Here is a 14,720-nt window from a genome sequence, read left to right as displayed (position 1 = left end):
CTTAACGACCCAATAATCTCACCAAAAAGTCGGCATAGTTCGGCATACTAGAAGCAATACCGTGAATTTTTTTCTCAAGCTCATTTAACGCCTTATTCACATCACCAGAGGCAATACGGTCTAAGGTTATATCCGTTAGCGCTGGTGCGCCCATTAAGCCATACAATAAACTTTTCCACTGCTGAGGCTCTACCGCATCTGTCGCAGCGGGCAACAACCGTCCAGTACGTGAAAAAACCTCACTTTGAGACGGTACATCACCGGCAGCTCTGTAGCTTTTGTTCACCAATGTAAACATAGTGGCGTTAAAGCTAAATGCTTCATTTATATAGGCAGACATATTCCGATTATACGACTGAATAAGAGCCGGCTTCACTCCAGCATCAGGCAGCTGATCAACAAACTGTACCAACGCCGCCATTATTAAGCTTAAACGTGAAAACGCTGGACCTGGTATTTGTAGCGCTCGCTCGCCCAAGCGCAAACAGTTTTCATCCCATATTGATGCTAAAGCGCAATAAGATTTCTTAGAAAACTGCCAATCAAAGCGCGCAAGAGGTTTACTAGCACAGAGATCAGCTAACGCTTTCTCACTATCGCTGTACAAACTGCTTTGCTCTATTCGGGCACTGTTAAGGGTATCGTGCAGAACATTTTCAGCCGTGCTTAGCTGGCGAGCGGCTGAATTTGGTGGTGCCTCTCGCCAAGACTGCGCAACCTGAACCGCTGAGCAGCCTGACAACAACGAGTGCATTGCGACATTTTTGCTCGCTTCTTGTAACACGCCATTGGCACTCAAGTCGATCCAAAAATCAGCGCAAATCTTCTTGCCAGACGAACACAAAAGCGACGCTATTTGACCACGGTTTAGTGAGATAACGGGGGGCTCATTAACGGCGGATACATGTGTTGCCCCCAGCCGTGTTAGTTGATGCTTTAAAAAATTAACGAGCCTATCTGTCTCTAGATGAACTCCATACCGCAACAGCGCTTGTAAGTCTGGCCGATCCGTGCCCACCACCGCAAACTTGCCCTGCTGCGCAGCGGTAGCCGCCACACTCAATGCGTCGAGATTATGAATACCTCGCTTTGCATAATTCGAATACGCTGCCCCTACCAAAACACTGTCGTTAGGCTCCAGCCCCAACTCACCGTGAGGAACAAAAAAGCGGTTATGAACACTGCGACAATCAAGCCCTAGCGAGTAACCTCCCCGGCATTGTCTGATAAGATCCAGCTCACCGATTTGCATCAACTTGAGCAAGCGCAAAACTTGCGGGCTAAGTGCTTCCAGAGGCGCAGTATTAACGTTAGCGCAGCCACCAAGTTCAATGCACGTTACCGCCACATTAAAGGGCTTAAGCGCAGCCGTTAAAAATACCGTCGAAAACCATAACTCGACACCTTGGCCCACTATCGCAATATGCTTAAGAGGTTGTTCTGACATTACAGTTTCGTCCCATACAAGCTTAACGACGAAGGAGGGTAAGCCGCCGCACCCATTTTTATTTTAGTGAGCGCCTCGGCATGGGATGGCAAATGTCGTAACTCGGCAACACAGCCTTTATGGACACGCTCTAGATAGCGTTCAACATCAGCCAATGCAGGCACATTGACTCGCGAATCGTAACGTTCGGGGATCAAACCCTGGCCGAGATACACGGCCAGCCAACTGGCGGGCATAAATAATCCTTGGCGGTACTGCTCTACATGCCCGCATGTTCGAAAAAGGTTCACTTTTTCGGTCAAAGATTCTGGCAACTCCATGGCCGAACACGCCCGCCAAAAGGCATTATCAGCGCGGCGGTTAAGCCAGTAGTGAAGGATTAAAAAGTCGCGCACCCGGTCATATTCGAGATTCATTTGACTGTTATAAACCTCTCTCTCGACACCGACACCCTCATGACCGGGGAAAAACTCCAGTAGCTTCTGAATAGCCACCTGGATTAAATAGATACTGGTAGACTCTAACGGCTCTAGAAAACCAGACGACAACCCAATCGCGATACAGTTGTGCGCCCAGCACTGATCGCGCTTACCTGTCTCAAACCTGATAACACGCGGGTCACCTAGCGCGGGCCCATCCAACTCAGCCAGTAGGCGACTGGCAGCCTCATCATCGGACATGCCCTGTGATTGATAGACTAAGCCATTGCCGGTACGAGTTGTCAGCGGGATACGCCAACGCCAACCGCACTCGTGGGCAAACGCTTGGGTGTAAGGATGGGGAGCGGATACTTTTTCACAGGCCACCGCAACGGCGCGATCGCACGGCAGCCAATGACGCCAGGACTCATAGCTGACGTTTAATGTTTGTCCAAGTAACAACGACCGAAACCCGGAACAGTCGACAAAAATCTCAGCCATCAATCGCTCGCCGCTGTCCAGCTTTATTGCCGCGATAGAGCCTGAGCTAGTATTGAGTTCGGTATCGACAACCTTACCTTCGATTCGCTGAACGTCGCGGGCAAGTGCATAATCTCGTAAAAATTTTGCGTATAGCGTTGCATCAAGATGAAAGGCATAACCGTATTCACCACGAGGCCCGTCGGACGTAGATACAGGGTAATCAAATTTACCCGCAAGGGCGGCCTGCACAGCAAAGGAGTAGTCACCAAACGATCGAGCTTTTCCCTCCGCATGAAGCCTGAGCCAATAGTGATGAAAGTCTACGCCATTTATATCGTGTCCACATAAACCAAACGGGTGAACATATGACGAGTCTTTATCGCCCCAACCGTGAAACTGGATACCAAGCTTATAAGTGGCATTAGTCGCCCGCATAAACTCGTTCTCATCAATGCCGAGCATGTCGTTAAATTGTCGAATGTGAGGAATCGTAGCCTCGCCCACACCGACCGTGCCAATCGCGTCAGATTCGACCAGCCTAATACGGAAATGCTCTGGATCAAGAAACCGTGACAGCGCGGCGGCCGTCATCCAACCAGCCGTCCCGCCCCCCACTATAAGAACATCTCGTTTATTCTCGTACTGCATGAGGCCTCTTATATTTTAATATCTCAGTGCTATTTACCATTCGGGGCATTAATCACGCCTAGCCTCAACTTATCATACGGGCAAAAAAAATGCGCACTCGAAAGTGCGCATTTTTCACAGCTTTAGCTGTGGCTTAAAAGTTTGCTCGTACCACAAACGCAGCCCTACGGTCTTGCTTAAACCAAGTCCGACCAGCCTCCGTCCCTTCATCATCTAAAATCATGAGAGTTTCGGTTTGCGTATCCAGAATATTACTAAACTGCATCCCCACCTGGACGTTATCTGTCACATTATAGAACACAGATGCATCCATATAGCCTGCATCATCATTCCAAAGCGGGTAAGTACTAATCACATCCCGTGTGGTTAACAAGTACTTAGAGCGCCAGTTATAAGCAACGCGAGCACTCCAGTCGTACTTTTCATACATTAGCACCAAGTTAGCAGTGTGCTCTGACTGACCTTGTAGCGGCACGCTGTCCAAACTAACCCGCGCCCCGGTATCGCCATCGCCACCAACATAATCAGCATCGTCGGCCGGAACTTCGTTATTTGGCACCCCACTGGCATCAATGTAGGTGTAGTTAGCTTGAACACCAAACCCATCAAACGGCTCTGGCAGCATGTCAAAGAACTGCTGATATGCCAACTCAACACCGTCCATTGTACCTTCACCGCCATTACGGGTTCCGGTCACATCGGCGGTTTCAGTCACACCCGTGGTCGGATTGGTGTAAGTCTGCGGGAACGCCCCATAAATAAAGAAGTTATCTAAATCTTTATGGAACAACGTAGCTGTCAACGAGCCAACAGGAGAGAAGTACCACTCCAGCGACAAATCATATTGAGTTGACTCCATTGGATCTAGGTACGGGTTACCCCCATCGCCGGTCCAACCACTGACATAGGCACCTTCAATGCCTGAGTACTCAGTATCAGGTGGCGGGTTGTCCGGGTCAACCTGAGGCTGGTCCACCTCAACAGACAATGTGCCCAAGTCTGCCTGGTTTTTCACTTCCCCCATATCTGGTAATGCTATGGCCTGAGCGGCGGCAAAGCGCATGATTAAATCATCAGTCAACTCAACCTTTAAGTTAAAGCTAGGCAAAAAGGTATCGTAGTCTGATACTGCCCTGAGAAGGCTTTCAGCGTTGTTACCAAAGCTTCGCTCCTCATCTGACAAGTAATTAAAGCGGTCGCCCGCCCAATTATTTTCTTCAGCATCGGCGGCTTCTTTGATAGTGGCATACTCGCCATTATCAACCTGCCCTTGCAAATAAGCTTCTACCGAGTCGCTAGTTAAAGGCAAACCTATATCCGACGGAGCCGCATCTTCTGGCACCAAATCAGGGAATGTCACAGAACCTATCGCTTCACGCTCAAACTTCACATACCGTAAGCCGACGTTACCGCTAAAGCGAATCGCATGCTCATCCGAACCGAAGTCTAACCGTACGTACGCCGCATGATTGGTCTCGGTCGTATCGAATATCTGACCTGGACTAAAAAGCCCATACTCATTATCTAACTGGACATCTGTCCGATCAGGATAGGGAACCCAATCACCAGCGCCATTTTTAACAATGTCTCGACGCAAATAGAGCAGGTCTTTAACAAAATCTTCCGTTGGATGAATCAACCCACCGCCCGGAATGTCAACGACACCACCACCGTGGAAGTCACTCCAATCGACAACCTCATAATCCTCAGATTGCTCATCAACGTTGGGCAAGAACAAGGCTGGGTTACCACCAGAAAACTCAGGGCCTACGCTACCCCAGTTCCAATCGGTATTGCGCACAGTTTGTTGGCGCTCAGCATAGCGGACGCCAGCCTTAACCGAGCGCAGCATACCAGCGTCACCATCAAAGTGATATGTACCATCAATGCGACCCGCAACAGAGTCGCCCTCAGAGCGCTCGTAGTGATCCATCGCCGAACGCCACCAGTAAGAGTTTGGGTCTTGGAAGTAATTGCTATCGCCAGCCTCATCGTTAGAGAAACCCGGATAGCCAGTATCATAAATACCACCGCCGTTTTCCCGATCGGCATCACGTACACCGTTCCAGGGATCAACCAATGTTAAGTGCGGGGTAGAGCCAGTCGTGTCGTAATCTTGCAGCGCGTGAATACCTAAATGCACAACCAGATCATTATCTACCGTCTCGGCTTGCACATACTGCAAGTCAGTTTCTAACTCAAAGCGGTCGGTAGGCGTCCACTTAAAGTTCACCGCAAAGTCGTCAACCACGGTATTGGTTTCTTTAAAACGACGCTCAGATTGGTATTTGTGGCCAAATAACGCAATCCCCTGATCTGCACCGACACCGTCATTCCAAGCACGGGGAATACGATCAGCATTGTCGTCAGCAGCGCGCCACCCTTCTGAGTCCCCCATAAAACCAGATTCAAACAAGCCTTCGTCATCGAAGCTAAATTCGGTACCGGCCACGGGACGAGTAAAACGCTTATCGGTTTCAGCATCTGGATCGTAATATCCCCCTTGATACTTCATGGCCGTCTCGGTCCAAGCCAAAGACGCATCAGAGCGCATAAATTGGACGGTCGCTTCCATCGTGTCATCGGGGCTTGCCCACTGAAAAGCAGCCGCATAGCCTTGCCGCTCGCGGTCATCTTCTTTCATCAGGATATTTGAGCCATTGGGCATAAAGACGGTACCCGTACCGTCACCCACAAACTCTTCTGCACCCGGCAAAACCGAGGCATCATATAGCACGTAAGCATCACTCTGAATGCCGTGAGACTCGCCATAAAGCTTTGAGTAAGCAAAGTTCACCAGGAAGCCAAATTCACCGGCGTCTGTATCCCAGCGATCACTGTACAGGCCCGATACGGTTGGACTGGATTTCTCCGCCATATCACCGTAGGAGATATCACCACCCAGTGACATCACTCGACCGTCAGAATCAAACGGTTTGCGAGTGCGCAGGCTCACTGTGCCACCAATACCGCCTTCAATCATATCGGCCGTTTGGTTTTTGTAGATATCCACGCCGCCCATCAACTCTGGCGACACATCCTGAAAACTTAAGCCCCGACCAGAGTTTGCAGTGAAAGAGTCGCGACCATTAAATTCACTTCGAGTCGCGGTCATACCGCGAATAATGGCACCAGAGCCTTCCACACTGAAGTGATCTGGGTCATCGGGACCGGCAAAGCGCTCAATGGATACACCGGGCAAACGCTGCATGGCCTCAAGCACACTGCGATCGGGCAATGAGCCGATGTCCTCTGCCGATATCGCATCGACAAAGGTATCTGCATCGCGCTTAATATCTTGTGCATTTTGTAGGTTTTGACGAGCGCCCTGCACCACGATCTCTTCTAGCATTTCCGTGTTTCCGGCAGCGTTATCTTGGGCTGAAGCAACAACACTGGTTAGCACGAGCAGGGAGGATGCGAGGGTTACAATCCCGGGTTTCATACCGGGGGTACGGGTACGAATAGTCATAGCATGATCTCTTTTATAGTTATTAATACATGAGCTTTATATGTGGCATGACCAGCAAGGCTGATATCAGCACGACAGCTAGCGCCTGGGCACGGCATGTTAGCGCTGTCACACCTTAAGCGTGGCCATTACCGTTAAATAATGCTCGTTTAAATCTTAATAGTCAAACCCCAAAAAAATCATATTTAACGCATTATTTTCGGCTTTATTGCAAATTTTAGGTTTGAGCTAAGTCTATTTATACGACAGGATCTCTTAATAGTCAAGATGACCATTAACAATTAATTACTTTGTAAACTCCACACCAGCAAAGGGTTAGGGCTGAAAAACACAATTTTTGATAACACCCAGCGCTCGAACGACAACAACAAAAACAGTAGCGCTACCGCTAATGGCGACCGCGAGACAAACCACACACAGGAACGGCACAACAGGCCCAAGACACACAGCCACCCCCAACTCAAAAAAACACCAAGATAGGCAGGCTGTGTTATCGCTAACACACAGGAAAGACAAAAACCGAACAAAAAAACGTAGCTTTATACAAAAAACACCCAGAAGAGATAGTTAACGTTAACATTTGCGAGCTTAAACAGCTGAAGGGGTTCACGCTTTACAGAACTAGAACAACACAGGGCAAGGAGGCACCCACCCACGCGAGAGCATAGGGTGGGTTATCGCATTAATTTACCACAACATTTGTGAGGTAAGCTTTTTGCTCGCCAATCACCGTTGTTTGTCCTGCAACCGCAAACTCACTGCGGGCGCGGATATCGGCTGACGAGCTACCTATCATCACCTCAAAAACGCCGGGCTCTAAAATGTACTGCAGCTCTTGGTCATAAAAACCCAGCTGATTGGCCGCAACTTGGAAGCTCACCGTACGACTCTCGCCCGGCTTAAGCTCTACGCGTGCAAAGCCTTTCAGCTCTTGCACCGGGCGCGTAAGTGTGGCGATTTTATCGTGCAGATACAGCTGAACAACCTCTGTACCGGCACGTTTACCGGTGTTGCTCACTTTAACGCTGAGGGTAACACTGCCACCGGCTTTAACGGGACTGCCTTTAACCGCAATATCGCCGTATTCAAAGTCGGTATAGCTTAAGCCGTGCCCAAAGGGGTACAGGGGCGACGAGTCGCTAAAGGCATAGCCTCGTTTGGCGGTTTTTTTATGGTTGTAATACACCGGAAGCTGTCCTACCGAGCGAGCAATCGTGACCGGCAGTTTTCCGCTCGGATTCACATCGCCAAATACGGTTCGCGCCACAGCGTGGCCGGCCTCTTGCCCTAAATACCACAGTTCCATAATCGCGGGAGCTTTTTCGGCCAATACCGGTATCGCCAGGGGCCGCCCGTTTTGCAAAAGAACGACCGTAGGAGTGCCGGTAGCCAATACCTTCTCTACTAACTCGCGCTGATCCCCCAACAACTGTAAATCGGTGCGATCCCCTAAATGGCTTTCCGCCCATCCTTCGCGAGAGGTCTGCTCATTGCCCCCGACCACGACCAACGCCAAATCACTGCCTGCGGCAAGTTTAACGGCCTCATCCATCAAGCCGCGCTTATCCTTGGCCGTTGCTAATACGATGTCGTCGCTATTCCAGCGCTCTTTGGAGCGAGTATTGGCAGCGGCCGAATCAACACCGGCCTTACCTGCGTCAATAGTAAGACGAGTACCACGGGCGAACGTCACCTCAGCCTTGCCCTCGAGATAGCGCTCAACACCTTCGAGAATACTCACCGTATGACGCGGGACATCGCTATAGCCCCCCAACATTCCCTCATCGGCGTGTGGGCCGATCACCGCAACCGATTGCAATTGCGCTGCATCAATCGGCAATAGTTCACCATCATTTTTTAGCAAGACAATGGCCTGCTCAGCAACGGTTTGCGCCAATGCTTTATGCTCGTCATTGCCAATAAACTCAGCAACACCGTTAGTATCAACGTAAGGCGTTTCAAACAAGCCGAGCATAAATTTTTCATGCAACACGCGAGCAACAGCAGTATCGATTAACGACTCATCCACTTTGCCCTGCTCGACTAAATCCACCAGCGCGGGGTAAGTATCACCGTCGGGCAGCTCCATATCCACGCCCGCTTGCAATGCGGCCACGGCGGCCTCTGCCTTGGTGGCGACAATCTGATGCCTCGTCATCAGCTCGGTAATGGCGTAATAGTCACTAACCAACACACCATCAAAGCCCCACTCACCACGAAGAATATCGTTCAGCAATTTACCATTGGCATGCGACGGCACACCGTCAATCTCATTGTAAGAGGCCATAACACTACGTGCACCGGCAAGTTTTACCGCTGCCTCAAACGGAAACAAAAATATTTCGCGCAAGGTACGCTCACCCACGGGGGTCGGTGCGATATTCATACCGCCGGAGGGCTCACCGTGACCGGCCAAGTGCTTTAGTGTGGCGATCACCCGATCTTTGCCAATCACATCGCCCTCGCCCTGAAAGCCACGCACAGCCGCAACACCCATTTCGGCAATCAAGTAAGGGTCTTCGCCCATGGTTTCTTCAATGCGGCCCCAGCGCGGATCGCGCGCCACATCCAAAATAGGGGTTAACGCTTGCTGCCCGCCACGGCGACGCACTTCGGCGGCGGTCACGGTGTACATCTGTTCAATTAATGCAGGGTTCCAGGTACTAGCTAAACCTATCGCCTGGGGAAAGCTGGTGGCATCGCGCGCGGCGTGACCGTGTAACGCCTCTTCATGAAAAATGGCGGGGATACCTAAGCGGGTATTTTCAAGCAACCAGCGCTGAGCATCATTCACAAACGCAACGGTTTGCTCAGGCGTCTTATTGGTAGTGATTTGCTCTTTATTTTCCGCCGGACGAGCAATTTGCCCAACCCCAAGCCCCAAAATAGCGCTGGCTTTGGCGTCAGTAAATGCTCCATCGGTCGTCTCTAAATCTTGACGGGCGGCCCAAACCGCCTGCAACTGAGCAACCTTTTCCTCAAGGGTCATGCGCCCCAATAAATCTTTGACCCGAGCGTCAACGGACAAGCTCGAATCTTTATACGCGAGATCATCGGCAGCAGAAGCCGACGCTGCGCCGATTAAACTCGCCCCAATTAGGGTCATCATCGATAAAATTTGCGCACGGCGAATCATCATATTGCGTCTCTCCATATTATTATAAAACTAGCACAACACTGCTCATCATGGGCATAAACAGCAGGGAGCCTTAATATCTGTATAAAAAAATGGGCTCGCTGCTCTCGCACCGAGAACACCAAACCCATTTTAGACAAAGGGCACCTAAATGACCTTTAAGCAATCATTAACGAACAAAACGGTTAATAATGTTTTCGTACAGCTCTTGCTGACCACTGGTTTGCGCGGGCTCGCCATTGGCGTTACCGATAGCGGCTAGCGCTTCCAGGCTCAGATCACCCGCTTCAAATTTAGCACCGTCACCGCCATCAAAAGTGGCGTAACGCTCTTTGCGCATGGCTTCCAGCTTAGAGTTTTTCAGCAGGTCATCGGCAATAATTAACGAGCGAGCAAATACGTCCATCCCGCCAATATGACCGTGGAAAGTATCAACCAAATCAGTCGAGTTACGACGACGCTTCGCATCGAAGTTAACACCACCACCGGCCCAACCGCCGGCGCGCAACAACACCAGCATCATCTCGACTGTTTCATTAATGTTGTAAGGGAACTGATCAGTGTCCCACTGGTTTTGGTAATCGCCACGGTTGGCATCAATCGAGCCCAGCATGCCGGCGTTCGCCGCCACTTGCATCTCGTGATCCATGGTGTGGCTCGCCAACGTCGCGTGGTTAGTTTCGATATTCAGTTTAAAGTCTTTGTCCAATCCGTGATGACGCAAAAAGCCGATAACGGTTTCGCTGTCAAAATCGTATTGGTGTTTAGACGGCTCCATTGGTTTTGGCTCGATCAGGAAGTTACCTTTAAAGCCATTGGCACGACCGTAATCGCGAGCCATGGTTAAGAAGCGTGCCATGTGCTCTTGCTCACGACCAATGTCCGAGTTGAGCAAGCTCATGTAGCCTTCGCGGCCACCCCAGAACACATAGTTTTCACCACCCAGGGCGATGGTCGCATCGATAGCATCTTTTAACTGCGCACCGGCAAAAGCAACCACGTTAAAATCTGGGTTAGTAGACGCGCCATTCATATAACGTGGATTCGTAAACAAGTTGGAGGTGCCCCACAACAGTTTCATGCCAGAGGCGTCTTGCTTCTCTTTGGCCCAGCCGGTCCACTGCTGCAAACGCTGCTGTGTTTCAGCGCGGCTGCCACCTTCTTCAATCACATCGACATCGTGAAAGCAGTAAAAAGGCGTACCAATCTTAGTGAAAAATTCGAACGCAGCATCAAGCTTCATACGAGCGCGAGTTTCTGCATCCTTGCCTTCGTTCCAAGGAAATTGCAGCGGACCGGGGCCAAACGGATCGTGACCTGCGCCACAAAAAGTGTGCCAGTAGCAGGTGGCAAAGCGCATATGCTCTTTTAACGCCTTACCGGCCACCACGCGGTTTTCGTCGTACCATTTAAACGCTAAAGGGTTATCCGATTCAGGACCTTCGTAGGCAATTTTGCCAACGCCTTTAAAGTATTCTTTATCACCAATGAGTACACTCATATCACATCACCTTTGCTAAAATTAGCAGCTTTCCCGCGGGTGCTACTTAGTCTATTAAATCGTCTTATGGCTCTAGAAAACCTCTAGACACTCTTAATTAGACGCACACCAAATGCGCCCTGATATTGCTGGCCGGGCTCAAGCACTTGCAGCCCTTCACCAGTATTCAATGCATCGATACCGCAACTCATGGGCTCAACCGCTAACGATTGCCGCTCAGGTGGCGTGTATAACTGCAGAAAATTCATGCCGTGCACGCCGGTTCGCTGCCATAAAGCCAACCCAAAACCTGCACTTTTATTAAAAAACCGAACACACTGCTCACCTTCAACACTACCGTCTAAGGCAAAACAATTATCCAGCGCCGTATCACCCAGTAACGTCGGTGCACTAAAACGTTGATCGGCGACATAATCACCGGTAGGCAGCATACGATCGTCGATTGCGCAGCGCTGCATGTCAGGTGTCTGCAAGTGACACTCGGCCAAGTCACAGCCCAACGTGTAGTAAGGGTGCCAGCCCGTACCCAGCGGAATGGGCTCAGCATCACGGTTGGTGACTGTTAGCTCGACGTCTAGGGCACCGTCCGCACGCAAGGTATAGCTCAGCTCAACATCGACGGCAAAGGGGTAACCCGGCTCGGCCTTGCAAGCGTAGCTCAAGGTAATACTATGTGCCTCAGCGGTTTGCTCTTGCTCGACAACACGCGCTTCTGTGCGATGTAAAAATCCATGTAAAGCGGTTTGCGTGGCCGCCTCGTTCACGGCAAATTGATAGCGCTTGCCGGCAAATTGATAGCGTCCATCTCGCAACCGGTTTGGGAACGGAAACAGCACCGCACTGCGATAACCTGGGTTATGCGGCAACTCGCCGGGTGCGACACCGTCAACCACATTGCGCACTCCTTGCGGCGTCGCAAACTCCAGCGCATTGATCATGCCACCCAATGCTGGGTAGAGCGTTAAGCTGGATTGCCCGGCCCGCAATTGAATTGCTTTAGTCCCTGTCATAGCCGATTAATCCAAACGAGGCAGCTGTTCCTGCCAGGCTTGATAAGCCGCTTGGTATTCACCGGCCTGGGCGCTGTTCGGGGTAATAACATCGATGCAATCCAAACCGGCAAAGGCCTCGCTGGCGCTGGCATAATAGCCACTGCCCAATGCCGCGCCGCGCGCCGCGCCGGCGGCGCCATCTGTGTCATAGACTTCGATCGCCGCCTGCGTGGTATTGGCAAAAGTCTGAGCAAACACATCACTTAAAAACATATTGCCTTTGGCGACTTTAATCACCTCACAACTACCGCCCAAACTTTTTAACACATCAAAACCTTGGTTAAGGGCAAAAACGATGCCCTCTTGCGCCGCCCGAACCATGTGCCCCAAGCCGTGACGGTTAAAGTCGATATTGCGAATATGCGCACCGAGGTTTTGATTTTGATAAATACGCTCTGCGCCATTGCCAAACGGATGGAACACTAAGCCCTCACTGCCCACAGCAACCTTCGCGGCCAAGTCATTCAGTAACGGGTAGCTTACCTCGCCACCGGTGGCGAGCATTTGTCGCAACCAGCTATACAAACGCCCAGTACCATTAACGCACACCAAAACACCGTTGCGGCGCTCGGCCTCTGTGTCGGTGACGTGAACAAAGGTATTCACCCGCGATTGACGGTCGGCCGCGTTATTATCGGTAACACCGTAAATCACCCCTGAGGTACCTGCCGTAGCGGCCACTTCACCGGCCTGCAATACATTTAAACTAAAAGCGTTGTTGGGCTGATCGCCCGCGCGATAGCTGATCTTGACTCCGCTTTTTAAACCGAGTTCAGCCGCAACAGCATCGCTAACACTACTTTGCTCGCCGATATTGGGCATTACGGTAGGCAGTAACGCCTCTGGCATACCCCAGTGCTCCAGCAGCCGCTTGGCCGGCGCACGATCGAGGTAATCCCAAAAAGTACCCTCTGACAAACCCGAAGGTGTTGTGGTTATCTCACCCGACAACCGCATGGCGATAAAGTCCCCCGGCAACATTGCTTTGTGCACCCGGGCAAACAACTCTGGTTCATTTTCTTGCACCCAACGCAATTTAGCCGCGGTAAAGTTACCCGGTGAGTTGAGCAGGTGATCAAAACAATAATCGTCGCCCAGCGCCTCTAGCGCTGCTTGACCGTAGGGCACCGCCCGGCTGTCACACCAAATAATAGAAGGACGCAGCACTTGCTGTTGGTCATCCACCAACACCAAACCGTGCATCTGATAAGAAATGCCCACCGCGTCAATTTGCTTCAGATCGACACTGGTGGTGGCGGCAATTTTTGCCAGCCCTTGCTTAACGCACTCCCACCAAGTGTCTGGATCTTGCTCGGCAAAGCCAGCTTGAGGGCTACTGATGTCCAACTCTGTGTCTGGATAAGAGACTGCCGCCAGAGTGCGGCCTGACGCACCATCAATAACTGCTAATTTGGTAGACGAACTACCGATATCGAGACCGAGAAATAACATGGCATTCCACTTATTGTCTTAATGCTTGATTGCTGACCTACCCTACTGAAGCGGTCAGAACACGTAAATTTGGGGCAGTATGCCTTATTGTCCTTTTGACCACAAGGTTTTTGCTTGAATTTTACCCCAATTTCGTCCAGATTAGCTGGCTGCTGATCTGCAGCCAGCTAAAAAGCACGTTATATTTGAATATAAAAATGATATCATATAGAAAAATATCATTTTGTTTATTGACTTACATTTACTCAACCACCCCAGCCGGATAAAACAGTGCCAGATACCGACCATCCTTACACCAATCACGTCGAGCCCGCACTTACGCCTGATAACGTTATCAAGGCGCTGTCGATCGACAACCTCATCTTTGGACTCGACCACGGCACGCTGGATATCATGCTTATTAAGCACCGCGACGGTATCAGCAAAGGCCGCTGGGGGCTGCCCGGCGGCTGGATTCGCTACGATGAGAACCTGCGCGACGCCGCCACACGCCACCTCAGCGAACTTACCGGGGTGCAAAATCTGTATTTAGAGCAGCTCAAAACCTTTGGTCGAGTCGACCGGTTTCCCAGCGAACGCGTGGTTACCATCGCCTACTACGCTTTAGTAAGCGCTGAAGACTATAGTTTAGTCGCTGGTGACAATGCTGCAGACGCAAGTTGGTTTAGCGTCCACGAGCTACCCGAGCTGATCTACGATCATGCAGAAATACTGCAGTACGGCATTAAGTTTTTGCAACAGCAGGTGCGCTGTCGCCCCATTGGTTTTAACCTGCTGCCCGAGAAATTTACCCTATTGCAACTGCAAGAGCTGTACGAAGGTATTTTAGGCACCAAGCTCGACAAGCCCAATTTTCGTCGCAAAATAATGAAGATGAACCTGCTTGCCAGCTGCGACGAAAAACAACAAGGCGTCGCTCACCGAGCCGCCAAACTCTACCGTTTTGATGAGCAGGCCTACCAAGCGCTCACCGAAAAAGGCTTTTCGTTCGAGATATAACCCGCCAAACTAACGTGCGGGGCGCACTCTTGCCCGCCCCGCCCTGGCACCGGTTATGATTTTATTTTTCTTTCCCCCTTGAGCTTTTCACTTTTTCTGTCTATCTTATGG

Annotated in this window: 8 protein-coding genes; 1 reads left to right on the top strand and 7 read right to left on the bottom strand. The window is 50.7% G+C overall.

Annotated features, from left to right (window positions below):
- Position 1 precedes the first annotated feature (1 nt).
- From AACY82_RS11785 to AACY82_RS11755, 7 genes are all read right to left on the bottom strand, one after another.
- Complete coding sequence (locus tag AACY82_RS11785; RefSeq protein WP_339617020.1) at positions 2–1,447, bottom strand: tryptophan 7-halogenase; 1,446 nt, start codon at positions 1,445–1,447, stop codon at positions 2–4.
- Positions 1,447–2,997 (bottom strand): tryptophan halogenase family protein, encoded by a 1,551-nt coding sequence (locus AACY82_RS11780; RefSeq protein ID WP_339617019.1) that lies wholly within the window; start codon positions 2,995–2,997, stop codon positions 1,447–1,449. Before AACY82_RS11780 ends, AACY82_RS11785 begins: the two co-directional genes overlap by 1 nt.
- Before the next feature lie 133 nt (positions 2,998–3,130).
- Positions 3,131–6,469, bottom strand: a complete 3,339-nt coding sequence (locus tag AACY82_RS11775; RefSeq protein ID WP_339617018.1) for a TonB-dependent receptor — start codon at positions 6,467–6,469, stop codon at positions 3,131–3,133.
- 682 nt (positions 6,470–7,151) lie between these two features.
- Positions 7,152–9,608 carry a glycoside hydrolase family 3 N-terminal domain-containing protein gene (locus tag AACY82_RS11770; protein WP_339617017.1) on the bottom strand — a complete coding sequence of 819 codons (2,457 nt, stop codon included), beginning with the start codon at positions 9,606–9,608 and terminating at the stop codon, positions 7,152–7,154.
- Between the two features lie 166 nt (positions 9,609–9,774).
- Positions 9,775–11,106, bottom strand: a complete 1,332-nt coding sequence (gene xylA, locus AACY82_RS11765) for a xylose isomerase (RefSeq protein WP_339617016.1) — start codon at positions 11,104–11,106, stop codon at positions 9,775–9,777.
- An 83-nt stretch (positions 11,107–11,189) separates the two neighbouring features.
- Positions 11,190–12,116: an aldose epimerase gene (locus AACY82_RS11760; RefSeq protein WP_339617015.1), complete on the bottom strand. Its 927-nt coding sequence runs from the start codon at positions 12,114–12,116 to the stop codon at positions 11,190–11,192.
- Between the two features lie 6 nt (positions 12,117–12,122).
- Positions 12,123–13,610: an FGGY family carbohydrate kinase gene (locus tag AACY82_RS11755; RefSeq protein ID WP_339617014.1), complete on the bottom strand. Its 1,488-nt coding sequence runs from the start codon at positions 13,608–13,610 to the stop codon at positions 12,123–12,125.
- A 270-nt stretch (positions 13,611–13,880) separates the two neighbouring features.
- Between AACY82_RS11755 and AACY82_RS11750 the strand changes: the two genes are divergently transcribed.
- Positions 13,881–14,609: an NUDIX domain-containing protein gene (locus tag AACY82_RS11750; protein ID WP_339617013.1), complete on the top strand. Its 729-nt coding sequence runs from the start codon at positions 13,881–13,883 to the stop codon at positions 14,607–14,609.
- Positions 14,610–14,720: the final 111 nt, after the last annotated feature.

The organism is uncultured Gilvimarinus sp. (assembly GCF_963972205.1).
Classification (GTDB): domain Bacteria; phylum Pseudomonadota; class Gammaproteobacteria; order Pseudomonadales; family Cellvibrionaceae; genus Gilvimarinus; species Gilvimarinus japonicus.
The sequence above is the reverse complement of the archived record's forward strand: the minus strand, read 5'-3'. Positions and strand labels throughout refer to the sequence as shown.